Annotated in this window: 22 protein-coding genes; 5 read left to right on the top strand and 17 right to left on the bottom strand. The window is 49.0% G+C overall.

Annotation, left to right across the window (positions count from 1 at the left end):
- Nucleotides 1-17: 17 nt before the first annotated feature.
- The 9 genes from BMW79_RS22165 to BMW79_RS22205 form a co-directional block, all read right to left on the bottom strand.
- The gene (locus tag BMW79_RS22165; protein WP_089898197.1) at nt 18-557 is read right to left on the bottom strand and encodes a DUF3347 domain-containing protein; all 540 of its coding nucleotides are present in this window, start codon (nt 555-557) and stop codon (nt 18-20) included.
- Nucleotides 558-586: 29 nt separating this feature from the next.
- Nucleotides 587-1,801, bottom strand: coding sequence for an efflux RND transporter periplasmic adaptor subunit (locus BMW79_RS22170; RefSeq protein ID WP_089898198.1), 1,215 nt, complete (start codon nt 1,799-1,801; stop codon nt 587-589).
- Nucleotides 1,780-2,985 (bottom strand): efflux RND transporter periplasmic adaptor subunit, encoded by a 1,206-nt coding sequence (locus tag BMW79_RS22175; protein WP_089898199.1) that lies wholly within the window; start codon nt 2,983-2,985, stop codon nt 1,780-1,782. Before BMW79_RS22175 ends, BMW79_RS22170 begins: the two co-directional genes overlap by 22 nt.
- Nucleotides 2,963-4,216, bottom strand: a complete 1,254-nt coding sequence (locus BMW79_RS22180; protein WP_089898200.1) for a TolC family protein — start codon at nt 4,214-4,216, stop codon at nt 2,963-2,965. The genes BMW79_RS22175 and BMW79_RS22180 overlap by 23 nt, the downstream gene beginning before the upstream one ends.
- Entirely contained in the window at nt 4,200-6,125 is a 1,926-nt protein-coding gene (locus BMW79_RS22185; RefSeq protein WP_089898201.1) for an efflux RND transporter permease subunit, read from the bottom strand. Before BMW79_RS22185 ends, BMW79_RS22180 begins: the two co-directional genes overlap by 17 nt.
- Before the next feature lie 2 nt (nt 6,126-6,127).
- Entirely contained in the window at nt 6,128-7,417 is a 1,290-nt protein-coding gene (locus tag BMW79_RS22190) for an efflux RND transporter permease subunit (protein WP_089904069.1), read from the bottom strand.
- Nucleotides 7,418-7,582: 165 nt separating this feature from the next.
- Entirely contained in the window at nt 7,583-7,981 is a 399-nt protein-coding gene (locus BMW79_RS22195; RefSeq protein ID WP_143059251.1) for an HYC_CC_PP family protein, read from the bottom strand.
- A 58-nt stretch (nt 7,982-8,039) separates the two neighbouring features.
- Entirely contained in the window at nt 8,040-9,290 is a 1,251-nt protein-coding gene (locus tag BMW79_RS22200) for an RNA polymerase sigma factor (RefSeq protein ID WP_218150409.1), read from the bottom strand.
- Nucleotides 9,291-9,292: 2 nt separating this feature from the next.
- Nucleotides 9,293-9,637 carry a YciI family protein gene (locus BMW79_RS22205; protein WP_089898205.1) on the bottom strand — a complete coding sequence of 115 codons (345 nt, stop codon included), beginning with the start codon at nt 9,635-9,637 and terminating at the stop codon, nt 9,293-9,295.
- Between the two features lie 233 nt (nt 9,638-9,870).
- Between BMW79_RS22205 and BMW79_RS22210 the strand changes: the two genes are divergently transcribed.
- Nucleotides 9,871-12,678 (top strand): outer membrane beta-barrel protein, encoded by a 2,808-nt coding sequence (locus tag BMW79_RS22210; RefSeq protein ID WP_089898207.1) that lies wholly within the window; start codon nt 9,871-9,873, stop codon nt 12,676-12,678.
- A 59-nt stretch (nt 12,679-12,737) separates the two neighbouring features.
- On the opposite strand, the gene BMW79_RS22215 is transcribed toward BMW79_RS22210, so the two are convergent.
- Nucleotides 12,738-13,541: a GLPGLI family protein gene (locus BMW79_RS22215; protein ID WP_143059252.1), complete on the bottom strand. Its 804-nt coding sequence runs from the start codon at nt 13,539-13,541 to the stop codon at nt 12,738-12,740.
- Between the two features lie 161 nt (nt 13,542-13,702).
- On the opposite strand from BMW79_RS22215, the gene BMW79_RS22220 reads away from it, so the two are divergent.
- Nucleotides 13,703-15,319, top strand: a complete 1,617-nt coding sequence (locus tag BMW79_RS22220; RefSeq protein WP_177192288.1) for a sensor histidine kinase — start codon at nt 13,703-13,705, stop codon at nt 15,317-15,319.
- Between the two features lies 1 nt (nt 15,320).
- Nucleotides 15,321-16,004 carry a response regulator transcription factor gene (locus tag BMW79_RS22225; protein ID WP_089898215.1) on the top strand — a complete coding sequence of 228 codons (684 nt, stop codon included), beginning with the start codon at nt 15,321-15,323 and terminating at the stop codon, nt 16,002-16,004.
- 2 nt (nt 16,005-16,006) lie between these two features.
- On the opposite strand, the gene BMW79_RS22230 is transcribed toward BMW79_RS22225, so the two are convergent.
- The 5 genes from BMW79_RS22230 to BMW79_RS22250 form a co-directional block, all read right to left on the bottom strand.
- Complete coding sequence (locus tag BMW79_RS22230) at nt 16,007-16,810, bottom strand: helix-turn-helix domain-containing protein (protein WP_089898219.1); 804 nt, start codon at nt 16,808-16,810, stop codon at nt 16,007-16,009.
- Nucleotides 16,810-17,478, bottom strand: a complete 669-nt coding sequence (locus tag BMW79_RS22235) for an NAD-dependent epimerase/dehydratase family protein (RefSeq protein ID WP_089898221.1) — start codon at nt 17,476-17,478, stop codon at nt 16,810-16,812. Before BMW79_RS22235 ends, BMW79_RS22230 begins: the two co-directional genes overlap by 1 nt.
- A 9-nt stretch (nt 17,479-17,487) precedes the next feature.
- Nucleotides 17,488-18,318 (bottom strand): SDR family oxidoreductase, encoded by an 831-nt coding sequence (locus tag BMW79_RS22240; RefSeq protein WP_089898223.1) that lies wholly within the window; start codon nt 18,316-18,318, stop codon nt 17,488-17,490.
- A gap of 145 nt (nt 18,319-18,463) precedes the next feature.
- Nucleotides 18,464-19,327 carry a polysaccharide lyase gene (locus BMW79_RS22245; RefSeq protein WP_089898226.1) on the bottom strand — a complete coding sequence of 288 codons (864 nt, stop codon included), beginning with the start codon at nt 19,325-19,327 and terminating at the stop codon, nt 18,464-18,466.
- Between the two features lie 32 nt (nt 19,328-19,359).
- Complete coding sequence (locus BMW79_RS22250) at nt 19,360-20,982, bottom strand: glycosyl hydrolase family 18 protein (protein ID WP_089898230.1); 1,623 nt, start codon at nt 20,980-20,982, stop codon at nt 19,360-19,362.
- A 231-nt stretch (nt 20,983-21,213) separates the two neighbouring features.
- Here BMW79_RS22250 and BMW79_RS22255 point away from each other — a divergent pair, with 231 nt between their 5' ends.
- On the top strand, nt 21,214-22,116 hold the full coding sequence (locus tag BMW79_RS22255) for an ADP-ribosylglycohydrolase family protein (RefSeq protein WP_089898235.1): 903 nt from the start codon (nt 21,214-21,216) through the stop codon (nt 22,114-22,116).
- A gap of 49 nt (nt 22,117-22,165) precedes the next feature.
- Here the strand turns inward: BMW79_RS22255 and BMW79_RS34340 are convergent, their stop codons facing one another.
- Both BMW79_RS34340 and BMW79_RS22260 read right to left on the bottom strand, forming a co-directional pair.
- Entirely contained in the window at nt 22,166-22,300 is a 135-nt protein-coding gene (locus BMW79_RS34340) for a hypothetical protein (protein WP_262487489.1), read from the bottom strand.
- A gap of 138 nt (nt 22,301-22,438) precedes the next feature.
- Entirely contained in the window at nt 22,439-23,701 is a 1,263-nt protein-coding gene (locus BMW79_RS22260) for a cation:dicarboxylate symporter family transporter (protein ID WP_089904078.1), read from the bottom strand.
- A 168-nt stretch (nt 23,702-23,869) separates the two neighbouring features.
- Here BMW79_RS22260 and BMW79_RS22265 point away from each other — a divergent pair, with 168 nt between their 5' ends.
- Nucleotides 23,870-24,709: an alpha/beta fold hydrolase gene (locus tag BMW79_RS22265; protein WP_089898237.1), complete on the top strand. Its 840-nt coding sequence runs from the start codon at nt 23,870-23,872 to the stop codon at nt 24,707-24,709.
- The last annotated feature ends 7 nt before the right edge of the window (nt 24,710-24,716 follow it).

A 24,716-nucleotide genomic window follows, 5' to 3' on the forward strand; every position in this document is an offset into this window, starting at 1 on the left:
GTAATTGTATTTTATTATTATTGAATAGTTTCTTTTACGCTGCCACAGGTCAGCATCTGTTCACCGAAATAAGGATTCCTTATTTCATTTTCAGCGCTTAACCAGGAAGCGCCTTTATCGTTCATCGCCATAGGACAGAAAGCAACGTACAAGGCGCCACTGTCCATACCCGTCTTCTTAACCAGTGCAATCAGGTCGTTACTCAGCCCGGCGTAAATATTTCTTTGCGCTTCCAGGTCCGCAGATGCCGTAATTTTTGCAGCTGCTGCAGCCACGGCATTACTGCCTGCTATTTCCCCAGCGCCGGTGGCGATGGCATTGCCCGCTATTCTTGCTGCGGCCACATCACCGTTGATCAGTGCCGCCGTCAGCTTTACGTAGTGCGGATAGATGGCGTTCAGTTTATCATCCTTCAGTCGTACAGCGGCAGCTACGGGCGCAGGAGCAGCAGTCACACTGTCTTTTACCACTGCTGTTTTTGTCGTATCACCGCTGTTACAGGCAGCCATTAACCCTGCTATCAGTACCGGCATCATGGCCTTCATTAAAATTGTCATAGTATTTATTTTTTAGTGAGATGAAAACCTTATTTACCCATAGCGGCCATTGGATCGGCGCCCTTTTTCAGCATGTATTCGGAGTACAGTAAGTATGCGCCGGTCACCACTACTTTATCACCATCTTCCAGGCCTTTGGTAATTTCTACGGCATCAAAGTTTTCGATACCGGTGGTGACCCTGCGTGGTTCAAATTTCCCGGCGCCTGTGTCCAGCCATACGTGAGCGCCTTTACCATCGCGGATTACCGCATCTACCGGTAAACTCAGCACGTTGCCGGTACTTTTTACGGGCAATAGTACATTCGCCTGCAAGCCGGGCTGCCAGCGGTTATCCGGATTCGGCACCGTGCCGCGCAACTGCATCAGCTGACTACCGCTCTGGAATGCCGGGTTAATAAACTGAACCGTCATGGTCTGCGGATCATTTTCCCATCCGGCCACCACTACTTTCACCTTTTGACCTACGGCCACTGTCTGCGCCTCCGCAGGATACACATCTGCTTCTACCCATAACTGGTGATAACCTTCAAGCCGCATGACGGCGCCTCCTTCCGAAACGTACTGTCCTTCTGTAACAGACAATTCTGCTACTACCCCGCTTTCTGTAGCCGGATAGGTGACATAGGGGCTCACCCGCTGCGATTGCAGCAATTGCTTTATCTGTGCATCCGACTGATCATACAGGACCAGCTTCTGGCGCGCAGCTTTTTCTATCTGCTGAAAGCGGGCATCATCGGGAAACTGCCGGGCCTGCGCAGCAGTAAGCAGGTACTCCTGTTGCAACGCCGCCAGCTGCTCGGAATAGATCTTATACAATGGCTGCCCCTTATTGATCTTTACACCGGTTTCTTTTACGTACAGCGCTTCGATACGCCCTTGTACCCGGCTGGAAATAACCGTTGTTTTTTCAGGATCTGTTACCAGTCGCCCATTCAGCTGCTTAAAGCTGGATAAGGCGCCCTGGCCTACCACCAGGGTGGTAATATTTCCCAGTGCTATCTGGCTTTCTCCCAGCGTGAGCGACAATTCTTTATTGTTTTTATCAAAGGGGACCAGGTCCATGCCGCAAACCGGGCAGGTACCCGGCTTTTCCTGGATCACCTGTGGATGCATGGGACAGGTGTACGTCTGTTTTTCTGCGGCGGCACTGTCTTTCTTCGCGGCATCTTTGCATGCCGCCAGAAACAGTGAAGGCAGTAAAGTAACGGCCGCTATGGTGCTTATAAATCGTTTCCTTTCCATGAGTTGTTGGTTTTAATAAAGCTTTCACTGTCTACCAGGTAAGCGGCATTGGAAGCCACCTGCCAGCCGCCAATGGGCGTCATCACCTGGATCTTATCTTCTGCTTCCACGCCCGTTTGTACCACTTCCGGCACATAGCCGTTTTTTTCTTTTCTGAATACCACGGTGGTATTACCAAGCCGGCCAACGGCTTTCTTTGGCAGCCACCATCCATCTGTGTACATCACGGGCATACTGGCGGTGAGCAACTGGCCTATCCTGAAATGCTGTCTATCGAGGTATACTCTTGCCAGCGTGAAATTTTCACCGTTTCGAAAAACCGGCACTACCAGCCCGATACGACCGGTTTGCATGGCCTTAGAATCATTGTCCGGGTAAAACAACAGGGACTGTCCGCTTTTTATGCGGGCCGCCAGCTGTGGTGGAAAAGAAAACTCCGCCACCAGGTGCTGATCCTGGTAAATGATAAACAGCGGTTGTCCTGCAGCTACGTACTGCCCTTCCCGTAGTAACACCGGTGAAGCCGCCGGGGCGGATGCGGTGGGAGCGGATGCTGGTGCTGCGCCTCCCATGCTCCCCATGCCATCACCTGCAGGAACCGCTGATGCTGTGGCCGCAGGAGCGGCAGGGAGTGCCGCAGCTGTTTCAGAAATATAGCCGTCACTGTTACTATACACCGGTACGCGATACAGGATATTCCCGGTGGCAAGTACCTGTGTTATCTGCGCCGGCTGCATGCCCAGCAATTGCAGGCGCTGCTTCGCCTGGGGCAATAGCGCGGGACTGTTTTGCGCTACGTATAGCAGTTCCCGTTGTGCCGCCGCCAGATCAGGGGAATATACCTCCATGATCAGCTGTCCTTTCTTTACCGGCTGGTAATTATATTTTATCCGCAGTTGTTCTATCCGGCCGCCTACCCTGCTGGCAATGCTGGTCTGGTTGCGCGTGTCGTAAGTCATAATGCCCCGTACTTCCGAAGCGTAGATACGTGTACCGCTATCTGCTGTAATAGCAGGGATAGTAGCCATCACCTGCTCATTCACCGGCCTGGTTAGCGGCAAAATGCTGCTGTCCGCCGCCCATTCCCGGTGACCGGCTTTCGCCGTTTTTGGTACACTGCTGGTGCAGCCGGTCCATACCAGCAAAGCGATGGCCAGCGCACTAACGATATAATTGTTTTTCATAGTCTGCTATCATTTCGTAGAGTTTCAATTTTTCATCCAGTACGTCCGACTGCATCATCGTGAGCGCTTCCCAGGAATCGATCACATTGGACAATGCCAGTTTATTTTCCTGGTAGTTCAGGAAATTGGCATCGAGTGTTTGTCGTAGTGCCGGGATGATCTTTTCTTCCATCGCTGCAATCCTCTTCTGCATAGATTGTATTTCATACTGCATCCCATACAGCATACCCTGCGTTTCCTGCAGCATGGCTGATCTTTCCTTTTCCATGGCCTGCACGTTGTACTGCATCGATTTTATACCCGATTTATACATCTTCGACGACCAGGGAGCTATCGGAATACTGATCATGCCCATGGCGCTGAAAGCCTGTGGCATCATACCTCCCAGCGGATACATATGATCGAACCGCACGCGGAAATCCGGCTTCTTTTCACGTTGCATACTTTCAATATCCAGTTGCATGGAGCGGATAGTTTCGTCCATTTTAAATATATCCTTACGCGCCAGGGCCAGTGAGGCAGTATCGTAAGTAGCTGCAGGTGTAAACACGGGTTGAAAAGCGGTATCGATCGTAAATGTTTCGTTACCGGGAAGGTTCATCATGCTATTGAGCCAGGAGCGGGATTTGGCGATCGTACCTTCCTGCATACGGATCATGTTCTCATTCGCCTCTATTTTAGCGGTAGCTTTAAACACACCACTCAACTGGGATTGATTGTAAGGAAACCTTACTTCTTCAATCTTTTTCATGGTCAACATGATCTTTTCATTCTCCCGTAACACCCCTATCCGCTGCTGGGCTACCAGCCAGGTGTAATACAACCGCCGGGCCTGTGCTTTAAAGTCGTTGAGCGTAATATCCCTGCCGGCCTGTTCCACATTTCCCTGCGAAGCGATATAGCGCTTTTTGGCGTTGAGTTTGGCTGGATTGGGAATATCCTGTTCCAGCTGCAACATCAGGCTGCCTTTGTCGCGGCTGTCCATTACTTTCTGCCCGGGATAAGGCGTCATGAAAGTACCCACGCCTACCATCGGTGCCATCCAGGCGGTGGCCGCATCAGCGCTGTATTGATAACTTTCTGCTTTTAGTCCGTAAGATTGCAGCAGCAGGTTGTTCCGGTCTATACGCCGGAGAATCGTATCCAGCGGCAATACCGGCGTTTGCTGTGCAAACAGTGATACCGGTGCCAGTAACAGCACCCATACCATATATTTAATGATGTGTTTCATGAATCGTTATTTTTCCGTACTTACGCAATTCGTATTCCTTCGCCATTAAAAAGATCAGGGGTGTTACCAGCAGGATATGTGTGGAAGAAGTGAGTACGCCGCCGATCATCGGCAGCACCACCGGCTTCATCACATCGGTACCTACTCCATTGGCCCACAGCACCGGTACCAGGCCAAACAGCGATACACAGACAGTCATCAGTTTGGGACGCAGCCGCTTGGCGGCGCCATGGATCACGTGAATACGCAGGTCTTCTTTGGTAATGGCATCGCCCTTTTCTTTCACCAGCTGTTGCATGGCATCATTGAGATAGATGACCATCACAATACCCGTTTCCACCGCGATACCAAACAAGGCGATGAAACCCACGGCCACGGCTACCGACAGGTTTACGCCCCAGAAATAAATCATATAGGCGCCACCTATCAGTGCAAAAGGCACCGTAATCAGACTAAGAAAAGCTTCCCTGAGAGAGTGAAAAGCGAAATACAGGGAGAAGAAAATAATGATGAGTACAATGGGCGCAATCCACATCAGCGTTTGCTCTCCACGGATCAGGTTTTCATATTGACCACTCCATTCCAGGTAATAGCCTGCGGGCAGTACCCCTTTGGCCGCATTCATTTTCTGAATGGCTTCCTTTACGGTACTGCCCAGGTCGCGGCCGCGTACATTGAATAATACGGCGCCGCGCAGCATGGCGTTTTCCGAGGAAATCATCGGCGGACCATCTTCAAAGGCCACATCTGCTACGGATGACAAGGGCACTTCTCCCATAGTTGGCGACATCAGCGGGATGCGGCGGATACGTTCCACACTGTTGCGATAATCCTGTGCCAGTCGCACGCTGATGGAAAACCGCTGCCGGCCTTCCACTGTATTACCGATCGGAGCACCGCCCATGGCAGTTTCCACCGTCTGGTTCACTTCATCCACACTGATACCATACCGGGCCAGGTCGCCTCTTCTCACCGCAATATTCAGGTATTTGCCACCGGTTACCGGCTCCACATAGAGGTCCTGGATACCGGGTGTGCCTTCCAGTACTGTTTTTACCCGGTCCGATACGGCGGCAATAGAATCCAGCCGCTGCCCGTATACCTTAACGCCCACGTCTGTACGAATACCCGTTGCCAGCATATTGATACGGTTGATGATGGGTTGTGTCCAGCCATTCACCACACCAGGAATCTGTAGTTTATTATCCAGTTCCTGGATAATATCTTTCTTCGTGATGCCTTTGCGCCACTGCGATTTCGGTTTCAGCATAATAATGGTTTCAATCATGCTGATGGGCGAGTTATCGGTAGCGGTACTGGCGCGACCGGCCTTTCCCAGTACCTTGTCTACTTCCGGCAACGATTTGATGATTTTATCCTGTACCTGCAATATGCGTTTGGCTTCTGCATTGGAGATATCCGGCAGCGTAACCGGCATAAACAAAATGCTTTGCTCATCGAGTGGCGGCATGAACTCGCTCCCCAGGCTTCTCAGCAGGGGAATAGTAATCACCAGGGCGATGATATTAATGGCAATCGTCGTTTTACGCCACTTTAATACGCCGCGTATCACTGGTTCGTATACCCGTTCCAGTACCCTGTTCACCGGATTGGCGTGATCCGGTCTGAACTTTCCTTTCATGAAGAAAGAGATCAGCACGGGCGCCAAAGTGATGACCAGCAGTGCATCCACGATCATGATAAACGTTTTCGTATAGGCAAGCGGGTGGAAGAGTTTCCCCTCCTGGCCGGTGAGCATGAAAACAGGCAGGAAAGAGGTGATGATAATAATGGTGGCGAAAAATACGCCCCGGGACACCTGTTTACTGGACTGTTCTATCACCTTCAGCCGTTCTTCTTCGGTGATCCACTGCTCCTGTTTCTTAAATATTTTTCTGAACCAATTCATAGTTACTTGCTTTTTTGTTGTGCTTCCCACGCGGCATACTTTTCTGCCAGGTGTTTATAGGCATTTTCGCTCATGATGATCCCGTTGTCTACAATCACGCCGATGGCCAGTGCAATACCGGTAAGCGACATAATATTGGAAGACACGCCAAATGCATTGAGCAGGATAAAGCTGGCTGACAGGGTAATGGGGATCTGGATAATAATGCTGAGCGCACTGCGCCAGTGAAACAGGAAGATGATCACCACCACTGATACCACGATCATTTCTTCCCAAAGCGTATGTTTAATGGCATCTACTGATTCTTTGATCAGTGCTCCCCGGTCGTAGACAATATCGAATTTTACGCCATCGGGAAAGCCTTTGGAGACTTCCTTCATCTTTGCCTTCACCTTATCGATCACCGCATCGGCATTTTCACCGTAGCGCATCACGACAATGCCTCCTACCCTTTCTCCTTCACCGTTCTGGTCGAAGATACCGAGGCGCGTTTCGCCGGTCATCTGCACAGCGGCTACATCTGCGATACGGATGGGGATACTGTTCTGCGTTTTGACCGTGATGTTTTCTATTTCTGCGACCGACTTCAGGTAGCCCGATGTTTTAATGATATAGCCGATGTCGCTGAGTTCAAACTTGCGGCCGCCGGATTCATTATTGTTGGTACGTACCGCGTTGATCACTTCGGCTACGGATAATCGGTAATAGAGCAGTTTATTCGGATCGAGCGTGATCTGGTATTGCTTCTGAAAACCACCGAACGATGCTATCTCACTTACGCCTTCAACATTCTGTAAGGCAAATTTTACGTACCAGTCCTGCAACGCACGTTGCTCTCCCAGATCCATATTGGGTGCATCCAGTGTATACCACAGGATATGTCCTACGCCGGTACCATCCGGCCCGAGTTGTGGCGTAACACCGGCGGGCAGGGTCCGGGACACAGTGCTGAGTCTTTCCAGTACTCTTTCCCTCGCCCAGTACACATCTACATCATCATTAAAAATGACATAGATAAAACTCATACCAAACATGGAACTACCTCTTACATATTTAATGCGTGGCAATCCCTGTAGATTGGTGACCAGCGGATAGGTGATCTGGTCTTCGATGAGCTGCGGGCCACGGCCCATCCATTCTGTAAATACGATGACCTGGTTTTCTGAGAGGTCGGGAATGGCGTCTATAGGGTTTTTCTTTACTGCAAAGAGGCCCCAGGCAAATAATACGGCGGCCAATACCAGCACTATGAACCGGTTGTGTAAGGACCATTCAATAATCCGATGTACCATAGTTGTTCTTTTGGAATACAGATGCGCCGGCACCTGTGCTATTTTAAGGTGGAAGCTGACAGGAAACGGCATGGCATGGCCAGGAACCCGGTTCCGGTTTCAGCAATCAGTGTATGTAATGGAAAATGTGATGTTACCGGGAGGTAACGGGGAGATATGCGGGGATCAGATCAAAAAGCTACAATGTAAAATATGCGGGGCTACCTTACTACTTCGCGGTGGCGCATGGCTTACCGGAAATGCTTCCACCAGGGATACTACATATCCGGGTGAAAACGTGGCCCAGGAAACGGGTATGACCGCAGTAGCCTGCTGCATAAAAGAGATCAGGTTCTCCGTGGCATGCTGGTCTTTTTCCAGCTTCACTGTCTTGTGCTGGTCTTTGCAGCACTTCTTCCGGCAGGAGTCAGAATGGCCGGCAGTGCACTGATCACACTTTTTGGAATCCTCATGCCATAGTTGCACTTCCGTCAGCTTATCCATGCAGTAATGCATATGGAAAGTGGCGCCGGTAGATGCCCCCATGTATAAGATACCTAATATTAGTGCGAAAATCTTTTTCATCCGGCCACAAACTTAGTCGTAATCATGCATTCAATTGTTACATAATTTTAAGATTGTTTTATATCGCTCCATTTTTCTTTTCCCGGAGCCGCGCGATTTCTTTTTCCAGGGTTTTCTTTTGCGCAGCAGATTTTGTGAGGGTAATAGCCTGGCCGTAATAACCAATCGCTTTTTCCGGATCAATACCGGTAAATAAATAACCGAGCAACGCGTAGTAGTCGTCACTGTCCGTCAGTTGCAGCGCAAGGGCTTCTTTGATACCAGCTTCCGCGCCATATACTTTCGCAAAAGCGAAAGTGCGGTTCAGGGCGGTCGCAGGAGAATAGGTCATTACTATCAGCTGGTTATAGAGTTGCAGGATATGTTCCCATTTACGTGTATCCGTGGGAGTAGTATGCCAGTAGGCAATACCGGCTTCAAGATGATATTTTGATAACTCATTACCAGAGCAGGCGTTTACGAGGTAGTAATTTCCTTTTTCAATCAGTTCTTTGCTCCACAGGTTTTTATCCTGTTGTTCAAACAGGATGGTTTCGCCTTCCAGGCCAGCGCGGGCATCGAGGCGGGAGCTTTGAAAGCACATAAGCGCCAGCAGCGCGTTGGCAGCCCTGGTGTTGGTCAATGGGTTTTCTGTGAGCAATAGCGTCAAGCGGATGGCTTCTGAGCAGAGATCTTTCCGGATGAGGTGATTATTGGTTTTGGAAAAGTAGCCTTCATTGAAAAGCAGGTACAGGGTTTTTAATACTACTTCCAGCCGGGAGGAGATGGCGGCAGCATGAAGTTCCCGGATCTGGAAATTATCTTCCCGGAGTACGGCACGGGCGCGGAGCAATCGCTTTTTAATGGTTTCTGTTTTGGAGAGAAAAGCATTGGCTATTTCCTCTACGCTGAAACCACAAAGGATCTGCAAAGCCAGGCAGATCTGTGCCTCCCGGGAATTAGCCGGATTACATACGGCAAAGATCATGGCCAGCTGGCTGTCGGTGATGGTTTTCGGCCCGAAATCCACTTCCGTTTCGGTGTAGCCTTCCGGAGTGGTCAGCGCACTTTTGATCCGTGTATCGAAGAGATGTTGCCGTTTCAGATAGTCCTTCGCCCTGTTCTTTGCCACGGTATACAACCAGGCGACGGGGTTCTCAGGAGTACCATTGATCCCCCATACTTCTGTGGCTTTTAAAAATGTTTCGCTGACAATGTCTTCCGCGATCTCCATATGTTGCAGGCCAAAATGACGGCATAATACAGCCGTCATTTTAGCATACTCTGATCTGAACAGATGTGGTAAAAGCGTGTTGGATTGCGTGTTCATCCTTAGCTGTTATCGCCGGGTGTGAGTACGGCCCTGACTTCAATATTACCACCCGTTTTGAAGATAGGATTGGCCTTTGCCAGTTCCACGGCTTCCTCAATATTGGCGGCTTTTACGATGAGGTAACCACTAATAAATTCCTTGATCTCCGTATAAGGTCCATCGGTTACTACATCGTTGGGATGCACGGTTTTCGCCTGTGTGGCAGAGAGGCGGTTACCCTTATCGGCCAGCTTGTTCTGGGCAGCAATACCGCCCATCCAGTTCATCCTTTCCTGTAATTCTTCCGGAGATGGGTTTGCGTGCGGGTTCTCACTGTTTCTGAAAATTAATACAAAGTCCTTCATAGCTGAATCATTTTATTGTTTACCACCTTATAACGATTGAAGGTGCCGGATGGGGACAAAAGCAGGTATTTTATGCATCTCCCCTATGCAGCGCCGGTTTCCAGGCCCGAAGTTACCAAAATAGGCAGAAACCGGGAACCGGATTTATTAACCTTCATTAACATTAATGCAAGGCTGGTTAACCTGCTTTTGCAAGGGGGGCCATTACTTTCGGTCCAAAAGTAGATCGCACTATGCAAAAATATTTCGGGTGGCTGTTCCTGTGCCTTTTTTCCTTCGCTGCACATGCCCAGCATGGCACTATCAAAGGCACGATATCAGACACCGTGGCCGGGCGGCCTGTAGTAGCTGCCACCATCACCTTGCTGCAAAAAAAGGATTCCTCCCTGGTGTCCTTTACCATGACCAACGAGAGAGGGCATTTTGAAATTCTGAATGTTCCCGCCGGGGAATACCGTTTACTGATCACGCATGTAAATTATCAAAACCAGCGCCTGCCGATTACCATCAGCGCTACTGCGCCTGCGGTGAACCTCCCCGGTATTGTGCTGCACGACCGCAGCCGGATGCTCAATGAGGTAGAAATTTCCGGGGAAGCGCCGCCGGTAACGCTTATCGGCGATACCGTGCAATACAACGCCGGTTCCTTCAGAACTCCGCCCAATGCCAGTGTAGAACAATTATTGAAAAAACTCCCGGGTGTACAGGTAGGAAAAGATGGCTCCGTAAAGGCACAAGGTCAAAAAGTAAACCGGGTGCTGGTAGATGGAAAAGAGTTCTTTGGCAGTGACCCTAAAATGGCAACTAAAAATTTGCCTGCAGATGCCATCGACAAAGTGCAGGTATATGATAAGCTGAGCAATGCCGCGCAGCTGACGGGATTTGATGACGGCAACAGCGAGAAGACCATCAACCTGAAACTGAAAGCAGAAAAAAAGAAAGGTATGTTTGGAAAAGCCATGGCCGGCGGAGGTACCGACGACCGCTATGAAGGCCGTTTTAACCTGAACTCCTTTAAAGGCGCCCGTCAGCTTTCCGTTCTCGGTATGGCGAATAATATCAATGCAGAAGGTTTTTCCTTCATGGATATGATGAATTTCAGCGGAGAGATGGCCAAAATGGGACAAGGCGGCAGCGGTAACTCCAGCTTCGCCCTGAGCGCAGCTAACCCCGCTGGCGCCCTCTCCGGCGGCAACAGCGGCAACGGCATTACGACCGCTTTGGGGGGAGGTGTTAATTACAATAATCTCATCGGAAAGAAAACCGAATTCACCAGCAGTTATTTTTATAACCGCTACAATCCGCAGCAGGAAAGCGATATCAAACGACAATACTTCCTGCCCGATTCTTCCTATTTCTATAACCAGCATACCAACAGCAATAACCTGAACAACAGTCACCGTGTGAACCTAGGCGCCGATATCCAGGTGGATTCGCTTTTCTCGATAAAAATCACGTCTACCCTGGGGTACCAGGATACACAGAACAAAAATGAAAGTTCCTATGAAACGCTTTCACAGGATCAGCAACTGACCAACCAGGGCTTTAGCAAGAATAGCTCCAGTGGCCATGGTACGAATTTCAGTAACGAAGTGCTGTTCCGGAAAAAATTCCGGCGCAAAGGCAGAACACTTTCGCTTACGCTGCAAAACAGCCTCAATAACAGCGAAAGCAATGGCAGCCTGCTTTCTGTCAATCATTTCTTTAACCGGCCTCCTTCCCAGCCCGGTTATGATTCTATTCATCAGCAGAATACCATTTCGGGTAACCTCAATAGTTACAATGCCCGGACGGTATACACGGAACCACTCGGCAAGCGGTCCTTGCTGGAATTAAGCCTGGGTAACAGTCACTCGAAAAGCACATCCGACAAAACTACGTACGACTATAATCCGCACAGCGGCCAATTTGATCAGCTGAACCCGGCGCTGACCAACAACTTCGAGAATACCTATAGCTATACCAATGCAGGTTTCCGCCTGCGCACGAAACAAAAGAAATTCAGCCTGGCGGCGGGCCTCAACTGGCAGGCTGCTTCACTGGAAGGAAAAATCATTGCCGGCAAAAAGGATTCCGTGATCGGCAAAAACTTTTATAACCTGCTGCCGTCGCTCCGCTTCCAGTACGATTTTTCCCGTTACCGTAACCTGAGTATCAATTATGTAGCGATGACCAATCAACCGGATATGTCGCAGTTACAACCGGTACCGGATATCAGTGATCCGCTGAACATCCGCGAGGGTAACCCATTGCTGAAACCGGAACTGACGCATGCCATGCAGTTGAATTTTATCTCTGTGAATCCGTTTCAGAATAAGAACCTGTTTGCATTTTTCACGCTGCAGGAAACACAAAATAAGATCGTCAGCAGTGATATGGTAGATTCTTCCGGTGTAAAGCGCAGCAGACCTGTGAATGTAAACGGCGTATTTAATATGTCCGGCAGCGTTAGTGCGGGGTTCCCGCTGAAAGCACTGAAAGGCACCGTTAATTTCAGCAGTAATATCGGTTACGGCAGTACGAAACAGTTTATCAATATGGCGGTCAATAATATCCAGACCGTTTCTGTGGGGCCTTCCGTGCGGTTCGACCTCACCCCTACCCCTAAGCTGGACCTGTCTTTCAATGCGGGTGTGAATTACTATAAAAGTAATTACTCGTTGCAGCCATCGCTTAATAGTGGTTATTTTTCCCAGCAATATGAAACGGATATCAACTGGCAGTTGCCGGCCAGCTTTTATTTCAATACTAATTTTATGTATATGGTTAACAGTCGCCGGGCAGATGGCTTTAATGCGAAAGTGCCTGTGTGGAATGCCTCGCTGAGCCGTCAGTTTCTGCGCTATCAGCGGGGGGAACTGAAATTGAGTGTAAACGACCTGTTGAACGAAAATGTGGGGATTAACAGGAGTACCAACCAGAATTACATCGAGGATAGCCGTACCCGGAACCTGCAACGTTTTTTCATGCTGAGTTTCACGTATAGCCTGAGTAAAATGGGTAATGGAGCAGCGCCGATGATGCAACTGATCCGGCATTAACGGACAAAAAAGGGCCCCGGAAGATAAAATTCCGGGGCCGTTTCTTTTTTCGTAGCGTTTTACATTCTTGTGGCTCTGACAGGAGACATGTTAAGCTGCATTTCCGACATCATTTTGTCGCGCATCTTTGTAAACTCCGCTTCGGTTATTTTCTTTCCTTTAGAGGGTTCTTTTATCGTAGAAAGGTTGACGTCCGGTGATATTTCGATGGCCTGGTAAACGGTAGCGCCGTTATTGATATCAACGGCCAGGATGAGACCAGGAAGCTGTCCCTGGTAGTCGGGACCCGCCGGTACGGGAATAGCGGGTGTAAACCATGCGGTGATGGTGGCGGTATCGGGTACTTCCTGGTTTTTCAGCTGTCCATTTTCCACATTGGTCATTATGCGTTTGCCGATACGCTGTGATAGCGCCTGCTGGCAGACATAACCGAGAATCGTCTTTGTTTCACCTGTTAACTTCCAGTTAAGCTTTGTAAGGCTGTCTGTAACGATATAAGTTTTGGGTCCAAATTCGCGCTGATTTACCACCTGGTTGCGGGAAAAATCAGTATAGGTAATATTGTCGGCATCCCCCATCATCATTACGCCAACGGCCGTGCGGCCCTGTACGGCGAATCCGTCGGGGATGGCCTCTTCTTCCACTATATTGCGGCGCAGTGAGCGGCCATTGCCGAACAGCACTTCCAGTTTATCTTTGTGTGCAGGAGGCGGTGGTGGCGGAGCGCCGGCATCGGCAGATAATCCAAACATCTGGAACTGCATCTGCACGGTACGCTCATAACTCACCCGGCCCTTCTGCTGCTGGGCACCGGCTGCCAGCACACCTGTTATCATAGAAAGTGTTAAAATAATTTTCTTCATACTGCATCGTTTTTGAGGGAATAAAGCTATTTCCTTCCCATCGCAACGGAGGTTAATATGACTTGATTTAATGTTAATTTAGGTTAATGTTTTCATGCCGGGGAGGGAGGAAACAATACATTTGCGATAGTATTGTTATTATTGACTATTCAAACAACCTGGTGCGATACAAACTTTCCATACCGGCTACCGTTTTCCTGATTGCGTTGACCATTCTGCTGATCACCGCCTTCCAGGCCTACTGGCTGACCAATAATTACCGCGAGGAGCAACGCCTGTTTACTGCCCGCACCAATATCCTGTTCCGCGAAACTATTTTCCGGTTGCAGGCAGTGAAACTGAACCTCGATTCCAATATCAGTCTCCGTATATCTGACCGGGCAGGCATGACCGGCATTTCCAACGTATTACAGGAAAGAATCAGGGATACCACCACCATGATGAGAACCCTGCCAGGTGTAATGGCAGTACCCAGCAGCCCGCTGCTGGATGAAAGCATGCCACAGGAGCCGCCGGTTTTCCGTCGTACCACGGCCATGCCCACAAATATAGCCGGTATGCCGGCCCAGGGTCCCGCCATGATGGTGGCACTGAAGGCTGCCCCTTTCAATGCAAAGGACTCCCTGAATGTGCCGTATGCTATTACCCGCCCCGCCGCTACCACCGGCAGGGTATACGATTTTCTCGTAGGCGTGGATTCACTGCGGGATTCCATTACCGTAAAAGAAGTAACAGACCACTACCAGCAGGCATTGGCAAGGGAAAAAATGGAAGTGCCTTTTGTTGTTAATATGTTACCAATAGATACCAGTAACAACTACGCCAACTTTCAAACATTCCCGGAAGACCTGGACGGTAATACCGTGATCATCGGCTTCACAAAACCTGTCCGCTACCAGGTTTTATTTCAGAACAATACCTGGTACCTGCTGAGACGAATCAGTCAGCCGATCCTGATTTCGTTCTTCCTCCTGGCGGTCACCATCTTTTCGTTTTTATTGCTATACCGCAACCTGAAGCAACAACAACGGCTGGCGCAACTGAAAAACGATTTTATCAGCAACATGACCCATGAGCTGAAAACGCCGATTGCCACCGTGAGCGTAGCCATAGAAGCATTGCGGAGCTTCGACGCGCTGGAAGACCTGCAAACCACGCTGGAATACCTGGATATATCTGCCAATGAGATGAGCCGGCTGGCCTTACTGGTAGATAAAGTATTGAAGTTGTCGATGTTTGAAAACCGGGAGATTCCGTTAAACAAAGAAACCTTTGACCTTACAGACCTTACCAGGAATGTAATGATTTCGATGAAACTACAGTTTGAAAAACAACGCGCAGTTACCACCCTGAAAAGGACCGGTCATAACTTCACCATTAACGCCGACAAACTTCATATGACCAGCGTGTTGTATAACCTGCTGGACAATGCGTTAAAATACAGTACACAGGATCCCAATATCCTGATTCATATCATTGATCACAAACAATATCTTGAACTACGTGTAACCGATAACGGTATAGGTATTGCGCGGGAATATAAAAATAAGATCTTCGAAAAATTCTTCCGGGTACCCAGTGGTAACCGGCATAATATCAAAGGTTACGGACTCGGACTGAGCTACGTATCACATATCGTGCAATCGCATATGGGTATTATTGAAGTGGAAAGCGAATTGGGTAAAGGCAGTACCTTCTCTATCAAACTTCCGTTTGCAGAAGCGCCGGTGATCTACTACGACAATGGGCGAAAGATTACAAAGATAAAAACAGGCTGAAATGAGTATTAGAATTTTATACGTTGAAGATGAATTGTCCCTGGGCAAAATTGTGAAGGAGAGCCTGCAGCGGCGGGGATATGAAGTGATCCTGGAAAGCGATGGTGCGCATGTGATATCTTTATTTAAGCAAACCAATCCGGCCGTATGTATCCTGGATATTATGTTGCCCAACAAAGACGGCTTTGAATTAGCGGCCGAAATCCGTGCGCTCGACCAGGAAGTTCCCATCCTGTTTCTCACCGCCAAAACACAGACGAACGACCTGGTGAAAGGCTTTACCCTGGGCGGCAATGACTATATCCGTAAACCTTTCAGTATGGAAGAACTGATTGTACGCATTGAAAACGTATTGCGTAAATCGGACCCTACACCTGCTACTGCTGCCAATCATATAAAAATCGGCAAATTCAGATTCTATAGTCATCGCCAGGTATTGGCCAATGATGTGGAAGAAAAAAAACTATCGTACAAAGAAAGCGAATTACTCAAGCTCCTCTACGAAAACCGTCACGATATCATCGACCGGAAAAACATCCTGGATCTGCTCTGGGGCCACGATTCCTTTTTCAATAGCCGTAACCTCGATGTATATATCACCCGGTTACGGGTGCATCTTAAAGAGGATGATAACCTGCAGATACTTACGATCAAGGGGGTTGGATATAGGTTTGTGCTTGGATAGTATCATATCCCCTCTTTCTTCAGCTGGTTCGGTGTAATGCCATACATCTTCTTAAACGCATAGGAAAAGTGCGACAGGTCCTCGAATCCAAGTTCCAGGTAAACATCAGAAGGTTTCATCTTCCGCTTTTCCAGCATGAAATGCGCTTCCCGCAATCTTCTTTCCAGCAACCAGCGGCCGGGAGCCTGGTGAAAGATCTTTTCAAAATCACGTTTGAAGGTAGTCAGGCTGCGCCCTGTCAGGTAACTGAACCTTTTCATGCTCACGTTGAATTTATAATGCTTGTTCATGAATGCCTCCAGGTCTATTTTCCCGGGATCATTTACATCAAAAAGAACCGGTCTTAATTCCGGATGGGTTTTCAGCAGCATGAGCACCAGTTCCTTCTTCTTGAGCAGCAGGATATCATCATATTCCCGCCCTCTCATCTCCAGGTAAGGGCCAAGTGTTTGCACATACACATCGAACAAAGGATTGGCGGGAAGCTTTAATAACGCATCATTCCCGACAGCTGTTTCTTTTTTGGCTGCCGGGGGAAATTCCGCGCTGATGCTTCTCAGGAAAGCCTGATCCAGGGAAACACCCACCGTGGAGAACTTACCGTTCTCCGGTGGGCGTTTGGTATATTTAGCCAGGTAGTTTCTCCTGACCAGGCAATAGTCGCCCGATTGAATTTTATATTCCTTATTCCCATCGTACATCGTCATACTACCTGCTTTCAGGTAAATAAACATATGCTCCGGGATGAACTGCTCGGTAGAAACTGTCGGCGCAAAATGACAGGGGGAAGTGGTCATCGATTCCATTACGAAGATACTTTAGCCAGGGATGCGATATCTTTTACTTCCAGTGTTTGCTTATCTGATCCATACAGCACACTGTTTATCATGGCCTGCCCTACTTCTTTCAGGGTAATAGCCTGACCGGGAAACACCGCACGTAAAAACGGGAACATCCAGCTGATCACTTTATAATAGCCTTTGATATTTTGTTGTCCGGGGCTGGGTTTCATAAAGCCGGGGCGGAAGTTGTATTCCTTTTTGAACGGCAGCTTCATGAGTGCAAGCTCTGTTTGTCCTTTTACACGGGCCCACATGATCTTCCCTTTCCCGGTGCTGTCGGTATGACTGCCGGAGATAAAACAGAACGTCAGCTCCGGATTCAGCGCCAGTAATTGCTGTGCAAAATGCAGGGTGAGATCGTAGGTGATGTGGTGATAGTCGGCCTCCTTCATACCCCTGGAACTGATGCCTGCACAATAAAAACAGGCATCATAGCCGGCAAATTGTGCTGCTACGCCATCCAGTTGTGTGAAATCGGCGACAATGCATTCCTTGAGTTTAGGATGCTGCCGGCCGGAGGGCTTGCGGCTTACGCTGAGTACTGCCGTTACATCGGGATGTGACAGGCATTCCAGCAGTACTCCTTCTCCTACCAGGCCGGTGGCACCGGTAATGATTACTTTTATACCCATGGTAAATACTTACAGGAATTTAAGGTAGCTATTTTTTATGGCATTGATATATTCCTGGTCGGGCATGGTGTGACGGCTTGCCAGGCGCTGTTTGAAGTCCTCGTTGCCTACTGCATATCTCAGCGTGTCTGTGCCGTCTGTGGCAGCTTCGTAGATAACAGCGGCCACTTCTTCCGCAGTAGCGAGTTGCATGTTGCTCAGGCTGTCAAACATTTTACCTGCAGCGGCAGCAAAAGGATCGTAGTCAGGAATAGACGCGTTGGCTATAAACCGGTCACCGCTTACCTTTCCAAAGTTAGTGGTAGTACCGCCGGGTTCTATAATTTTCACCGTGATATTCAATGCCGCCAGTTCAAATGCCAGTGCTTCGGAGAAGCCTTCCAAAGCAAATTTGGAGGCACAATACAGCGAAATAAGGGGCAACGTAAAGCGGCCGGCGCCTGAACTGATATTCAGGATAGTGCCTGCTTTTCTTTCCCTGAAATGAGGCAGGATGGCTCGGATGGTATCCATTACACCAATTACGTTTACCTCAAACTGGGTGCTTACCTGTTCTCTTGCGGTAGATTCGAAAATACCGAATTCACCATATCCCGCATTATTTACCAGTACATCGATATGCCCGAAGTGAGCAATGCCTTGCTGAATAGCGGCGTTAATGGTAGCTGGCTGCTGCACATCCAGGGTGGTGACCAGTATATTCTTGTGACGGATCAGTTCCTGTTCTTTTTCCGGTTGACGCATGGTGGCGATCACATTCCATCCTTGTGCCGCAAAATGCAGCGCTGTAGCCTTTCCTATACCGGAAGACGTTCCGGTGATCAATATTGTTTTACTCATTGCTTTATTGTTTTGTGATAACAAAGGTGAGTAGAATACGCGGGAAATAATTTGTTGAGAAGTCCAAAATTACTTTGTTGAGGAGCCCATAAAAAAGCCTGGCAAACTCCGGTTTGCCAGGCTGAAAAAGTGTAGGAAAAGTCTGTTAATTGATCTTATGAATACTGAGGTTATCGTAATAAATATACCCTACTGTAGATGATTCCCAGTACGACTGACTTCCACCACGGAAAGTGTGGAAAGTAACGCCTTTGATCAGTCGTTTGCTATCGTTCGTGGTCCAGCGGATATCCCGGTCGAGCAGTATGGTACCATTGATCACGATCTGGACGTGTCCGTTCGTATTGCTACCGGTATTACTTTTAATATACAGGTGTACATGATAGGTAGTGCCTTTCTGAATACTACCGGTAGCGGGATAGCTCAGTCCGAAGTCATCGCCGTACTGCCCCGGCTGATCCCGGTAATACAGGTAGGGCTGGAAGTATACCCTGTTGGCATCATTGCGGTACCACATGAGGCGAAGCGTACCACCGTTGCCATCCCAGGCGGGATCGCCACCGGCGTTGCCATCACCAATAGAAAAACCGAAGCCTACTTTACCGCCACGGCTCCAGTCGAACTGGCTGTGAAAACGGATATCGTAATCCATTTCATAGGCGGCGCCATCAGCTACATCAATATTGGCTACTACCCCACCGGCGGCCGATAAGGCATTCGGATCGAGCTGGATACGAAGGTTGCCGTTGGAGATATAGCCCCGTGCATTGTTCCAGCCGGTAACATTTCCAAAATCATTGGCGGCATTCGTAGCCGTATACGTAGTGCCGTTGGCGTAGTTGTCCCAGTTAACCGACCAGGTACTGTTAATGACGCTGATGCCGATGGCCGCACCGGCCATGGCAAGTGACGGATCTGCGGGAGTCAGGTCTTTCTTACAGGAAGCAATAACGACGCTTCCCAGCAGCCATGCTGCTACTGCATGGCGCATGAAATAAGTGGAATTCATGGATGTTTGATTGTGGGTGAGAAAATAGGTTTTTATTGGATGATGATCTTCTTTACATAACGTTTATTGTCGTGTTGTACTTCCAGTACATAAGCGCCACCTGCTACATGACCGGTACTGATGGTAAATGTTCTGGCGTTGGGTTGCTGCACAATCACCGGTTGCATGCCGGCACTGATAAGAGAAGCTTTCACCGGAGCCTTCGGGTTATAATGCGGCAGGGTAACCGTAAAGGTGCCACCTCCCGGAACGGGATTAGGATATACGTTGATAGCTGCTGCCTCTTCTGCCACTGCCATATGTGTTTCCGCCACGGCTGCGGTAGTAGCGGAAAGTGCTGCCAGTCCGCTTACGGCGCCGTAGTTGAAAGACTCCCAGGTGCCGATAGTAGTTCGCCAGGAACTCATGGCCTGGGTACCATTTTCGGAGCAGAGATAGCCCCCGTTATTTCCCTGGAGAGAGATCGTGCCATTACTATTGGTGATCCAGGTAAACTTTTCCCAGTCCTGCACACTGGTACGGTTACACGTAATGGGTTGCGCCCCGTTTTCGGAAGACACATATTTGCCCTGGCTGCGCAGGGCTATCTTGCCACCGCCGGCATCTACTACAGTGAATTGCTCCCATCCCTGCGCGCTGGTGCGGTTGCAGTTCATGGCCTGTGTACCGTTTTCACTGCTGACATACAGGTTATTGTTGCCCCGCAGCCAGATAGTTTGCCCGATCGGAGCATTGCCGCCGGGGTTACCGGTACGGGTAACTACCACATCATGAATGGCAGACAACAGGGAGTTGGCACCGGTGACATCCTGGGAGAGCTCCCAGATCATTACCCCGCTCCCCTGGTCAAAGGCCAGGTTGGTTTTTTGTTTGATGGTGGTGATGCCATTATATCCTACATTATCAAATACATCAGCGTACGGATTGGCACCCCGCGCCACCAGCTGCGCGTAGGATTCCCAGGTGGGCCGTCCGTAAAAGGGCACGCCGAGTACTGTTTTGGAAGCCGGCAGTCCCCGGCCCCTCCAGTAACTCACCGACTGGGAAGCATAGGTGTAGGTAGAATGGTCAAAGTTGTTGTAATCATATGCCATCAGGTTATAAAAATCCACCAGCGCAAAAGCGCTGTTTAAGATGCTGGCGCCACCGGTACCTACAATCGCGCCGGTGAGGAGTTTGCCCCGGTTATGCATTTCGGTACTGAGCTGCGTCATCAGCGTAACGTAGTTATTGGCGGATGCGCCTGCATCCGGATATTCCCAATCGATGTCAACCCCATCCAGTCCGTACTGGTTAACGAAGTTGATCATGTTGGTAACGAAGTTGTTCCGGTAGGTGCCGTTGGCAGCCAGGCTTTCAAAGCCGCTATCGTCGCCATTGTTCCAGCCCCCAACCGAGATCAGCACTTTTACATTATTGGCATGTGCGGTGCTGACCAGGCTTTGCAGTTTTGCCGGGTTGTCGATGGCCTGTAAACCGCCGGTACTGGTGGGTAACAGGAAGGCGTAATTAATGTGTGTAAGCTTGCTATACTGCACCTGGTTTACATTGCCAGCCCAGGAAGGCATATAGCCGATAACACGGAAAGGGGTTTGTGCGGTGGTATTCAGCGCGAATACCAAAAGGATAGCTAACAGCTTTAGAAATGGTTTCATGACGGGAATTTTTTGGTTGAAAAGAAATGCTCGTAATCCTTTCAAAAATAGGGGTTCGTGAAAAGGAAGTGAGTTTTCGGACTACGGCATTACTACGTCATGCCGGATTTTTTTGAAGAGATGTGGAGCAATAGCGATTTCGGGGTATGCGCCAGGGTACTCGTATAACCCGGGGAAAGCCCTATTTCATCTTCCTATAGTAAATTAAAAAAATCCCCATTACCTTTCAATATGAAAAATAAACACCCGCTTGAACTGGCAAAGACCTCCCTGCTCGGCTTATCAGTAGGAGATGCTTTTGGAGAAACGTTCTTCGGTGCGGAAACTGTAATTCTTGACAGGATACAACACAAATCGTTGCAGGAAGGCGCCTGGTTATTTACCGATGATACCGTTATGGGCATTGGTGTGTACAATATACTGGCACGCCACGGTGAAATTCACCAGGACGAACTGGCCCGTGAGTTTGCTGCTAATTACTTACTGGATGACTATCGCGGATATGGGGGAACAGCGCATACTATTTTAAAAGCCATTGCCGCAGGGGATCATTGGAGGCAGGTAAGCAGCAGTGTATTTGACGGAATGGGATCCCTGGGAAATGGAGCGGCGATGCGTTCTGCTCCTATAGGCGCCTATTTTCATGACGATATTAAAAAGGTAATTAAACAAGCCACGCTCGCAGCAACGATTACGCACGTTCACCCTGAAGCAGTAGCCGGCGCAGTTGCGGTAGCATTGGCGGCTAGCATTTGTATCGCATCTTCAACGCTGACAACAGCGGAGTTCTTTGATTTTATTGTGACGCATACGCCTGAAAGCGACCTGAAATACAAAATAAAAAAGGCGGCTACATTACCCGCCCATTATGATATCCGAACCATTGTTGCCGTACTTGGGAATGGCACCCAGCTATCGGCCACCGATACGGTGCCATTTGCGCTATGGTGTGCGGCACATCACCTGACAAGTTTTGAAGAAGCATTATGGACCGCCGTCAGCGGATTGGGAGACAGAGATACCATTGCAGCCATTACGGGAAGTATTGTGGTGTTATCCGCAGGAGAAGATGCCATCCCCGGCTCCTGGCTCCCGCAAACAGAACAATTTGACAGCACCCCGTTTTTCAAATAAAAAAAGCAGACCCTCAGGGCCTGCTTTTAAAATATAACTCCATGTTGGCTTATCTGTAATATCCATGTCCGTAATGATGATGATAATGCGGACGGTAATATCCGGGTCTGTCGCGTACTACCAGACAACTGCTTAAACCAGACACAAGTATGACGGTGATGATCAGGTATTTTAACGTTTTCATGACTGTAAGATTTGAGTGCATTATGAATGGTTGGAAGTTAATCAGCTGCAGACGGGTTAGCTTCCGGTTCACTTACAGTAAATGATAAAACTATGCCAGAGTGCCAACAGAAGTGTTATCTATTGTTAACAGCTGCTGTCAGGCTGCATCCGCAGGATGAAACGCGGTTCCTTCTGCCGGATTAAACTCCTTTTCACTTTTTGCAATCACAATGGTAGCTACGCCATTGCCGATGATATTGGTGATAGCGCGTGCTTCGCTCATAAATTTATCAACGCCCAGCAAAAACGCCAATCCTTCTACCGGTATTTTATGCACGGCGGTTAACGTAGATGCCAGTACGATAAATCCACTGCCGGTAACACCGGCAGCACCTTTGGAAGTCACCATCAGGATACCGATAATGCTGAGCATTTCACCAATGCTCAGGTGTACGTCGTAAAGTTGTGCAATGAAAATAACCGACATCGATAAATAAATGGAAGTGCCGTCCAGGTTAAAGGAATAGCCGGTAGGAACCACCAGTCCTACCACAGATTTACTGCAGCCCATTTTCTCCAGTTTGACCATAATCGATGGCAATGCCGATTCTGAAGAAGAGGTTCCTAATACCAGCAGCAGTTCTTCCTTGATATATTGTAAAAACTTTAAAATGCTGAGTTTATAATATTTCAGGATACCGCCCAGTACCAGGAAAACAAAAATCCCCATGGTCAGGTACATGGTGCCCATCAGTTTAGCCAGGGGAACTAATGTATGCAACCCGAATTTACCGATGGTATACGCCATTCCGCCGAAAGCGCCCAATGGCGCCAGGTACATCACATATTTCAGCGCGGTAAACACCAGCTTCGATAATTTGCTCAACCCACGGATCACCGTCTGACGATGCCGGGAATAATTGAGTAATACCCCGATTATGATAGCTGCCAGCAATACCTGCAGGGTGAGATTATTTAAAAAGAAAGCGAGCCAGTCGAAATGACTGGAAGCACCGGAAGTATATTTGGAAGCATTCTGGATCTGGAGATGGCTTTTATCTATTTTTCCGGGTTGTATCAATATGGCCATCAGCACACCGAGCGCCAGGGAAACAGTAGATACCACTTCAAAATACAGCAGTGATTTAACCCCGATGCGGCCTACTTTTTTCAGGTCGTCCATCCCGCTGATACCTAATACAATCGTCAGGAAGATGATGGGCGCGATAAATAGTTTGATGATATCGATAAAGGTTTTTCCGATAATCTCCATCTTCACGCCGGTAGCCGGCGCCAGGCTCCCCAGCAAAATACCGGCGATAATGGCGATCAGCACCCAGAAGGTGAGATTGGTTAAAATGCGGAAATGAAGGCTTCGTTGAGTGATTGTTTTTGTCTGATTAGATAACACGTCTTCCATAAAAAGTTTACCAGTCTGGTTGATTTCGCCGTTAAATAACGAAATTTCGGCAGAAAAGAAGAAAGATATTCTTCTGCATTGACGCAATAGCCCTTAAAATTGGCGTTTTTGCCGCCCTGCCCCAGGGATACAGGGGCGTACATTTGTGAAAATAAAACCGAACATTTTATGCGCCACAAATATTTGCTGCTCCTTTTTGTACTCACCTTTATACATCTGCAAATGAATGCACAGTCGCCCGCAACGGGGCATTATGCGCCTGTAAACGGTTTAAAGCTTTACTATGAATTGCATGGCAGCGGCACTCCGCTGGTACTTCTCCATGGCGGCGGTTCTACGATCCAATCCACCTATGGCCGTATCCTGCCTGCGCTGGCAAAAAAGCACCGGGTGATTGCAATCGAGTTGCAGGCGCATGGACATACTGCTGATATTGACCGCCCATTAAGTTTTGAGCAGGATGCAGATGATGTGGCCGCGCTGCTGAAGCAACTGCATATCAGCAAAGCTTCCATCATGGGCTTTAGCAATGGCGGTACTACCGCTTTGCAGATGGCCATCCGGCATCCGGAGGCAGTTGATAAACTGGTGCTGATTGCCGCCCTTTACAATCGTAGTGGTGTGCCGCCGGGCTTCTTTGAAGGCTTCCCCAACGCCACACTGGAGCAAATGCCCAAGCCGCTGCAGGAAGCCTATCTGGCCGTAAATCCCGATCCCAAAGGGCTGCAGGCAATGTTTCACCGGGATGCAACGAGGATGGCAGCGTTTAAGGATATCCCGGATACCGCGATAAGAAGGATCCAGGCGCCTGCGCTGGTGATAAACGGCGATGCGGAAGTGATCCTGGCCGCACATGCCATGGCTTTATCGCACCTGCTGCCACATGCACGGCTGGCCATTCTTCCCGGCGGACATGGTGAGTACATCGGAGAAGTTTGCGCCCCCGACAAAAAAAGCATCATGCCGGAGGTTACCACCGCCATCATCCTGGAGTTCCTGGCGAAATAGGCCGCCG

Origin of the sequence: Chitinophaga arvensicola (genome assembly GCF_900110835.1) — a bacterium.
Classification (GTDB): Bacteria; Bacteroidota; Bacteroidia; order Chitinophagales; family Chitinophagaceae; genus Chitinophaga; species Chitinophaga arvensicola.

Bases quoted from the DNA above. Each gene is read 5' to 3' on its own strand.
- BMW79_RS22250 (WP_089898230.1), bottom strand. From the start codon at position 20,982: ATGAAACCATTTCTAAAGCTGTTAGCTATCCTTTTGGTATTCGCGCTG.
- BMW79_RS22195 (WP_143059251.1), bottom strand. From the start codon at position 7,981: ATGAAAAAGATTTTCGCACTAATATTAGGTATCTTATACATGGGGGCA.
- BMW79_RS22210 (WP_089898207.1), top strand. From the start codon at position 9,871: ATGCAAAAATATTTCGGGTGGCTGTTCCTGTGCCTTTTTTCCTTCGCT.
- BMW79_RS22230 (WP_089898219.1), bottom strand. From the start codon at position 16,810: ATGGAATCGATGACCACTTCCCCCTGTCATTTTGCGCCGACAGTTTCT.
- BMW79_RS22260 (WP_089904078.1), bottom strand. From the start codon at position 23,701: ATGGAAGACGTGTTATCTAATCAGACAAAAACAATCACTCAACGAAGC.
- BMW79_RS22235 (WP_089898221.1), bottom strand. From the start codon at position 17,478: ATGGGTATAAAAGTAATCATTACCGGTGCCACCGGCCTGGTAGGAGAA.
- BMW79_RS22240 (WP_089898223.1), bottom strand. From the start codon at position 18,318: ATGAGTAAAACAATATTGATCACCGGAACGTCTTCCGGTATAGGAAAG.
- BMW79_RS22180 (WP_089898200.1), bottom strand. From the start codon at position 4,216: ATGAAACACATCATTAAATATATGGTATGGGTGCTGTTACTGGCACCG.
- BMW79_RS22175 (WP_089898199.1), bottom strand. From the start codon at position 2,985: ATGAAAAACAATTATATCGTTAGTGCGCTGGCCATCGCTTTGCTGGTA.
- BMW79_RS22170 (WP_089898198.1), bottom strand. From the start codon at position 1,801: ATGGAAAGGAAACGATTTATAAGCACCATAGCGGCCGTTACTTTACTG.
- BMW79_RS22190 (WP_089904069.1), bottom strand. From the start codon at position 7,417: ATGGTACATCGGATTATTGAATGGTCCTTACACAACCGGTTCATAGTG.
- BMW79_RS22225 (WP_089898215.1), top strand. From the start codon at position 15,321: ATGAGTATTAGAATTTTATACGTTGAAGATGAATTGTCCCTGGGCAAA.
- BMW79_RS22245 (WP_089898226.1), bottom strand. From the start codon at position 19,327: ATGAATTCCACTTATTTCATGCGCCATGCAGTAGCAGCATGGCTGCTG.
- BMW79_RS22265 (WP_089898237.1), top strand. From the start codon at position 23,870: ATGCGCCACAAATATTTGCTGCTCCTTTTTGTACTCACCTTTATACAT.
- BMW79_RS22255 (WP_089898235.1), top strand. From the start codon at position 21,214: ATGAAAAATAAACACCCGCTTGAACTGGCAAAGACCTCCCTGCTCGGC.
- BMW79_RS22185 (WP_089898201.1), bottom strand. From the start codon at position 6,125: ATGAATTGGTTCAGAAAAATATTTAAGAAACAGGAGCAGTGGATCACC.
- BMW79_RS22200 (WP_218150409.1), bottom strand. From the start codon at position 9,290: ATGAACACGCAATCCAACACGCTTTTACCACATCTGTTCAGATCAGAG.
- BMW79_RS34340 (WP_262487489.1), bottom strand. From the start codon at position 22,300: ATGAAAACGTTAAAATACCTGATCATCACCGTCATACTTGTGTCTGGT.
- BMW79_RS22215 (WP_143059252.1), bottom strand. From the start codon at position 13,541: ATGAAGAAAATTATTTTAACACTTTCTATGATAACAGGTGTGCTGGCA.
- BMW79_RS22165 (WP_089898197.1), bottom strand. From the start codon at position 557: ATGACAATTTTAATGAAGGCCATGATGCCGGTACTGATAGCAGGGTTA.
- BMW79_RS22205 (WP_089898205.1), bottom strand. From the start codon at position 9,637: ATGAAGGACTTTGTATTAATTTTCAGAAACAGTGAGAACCCGCACGCA.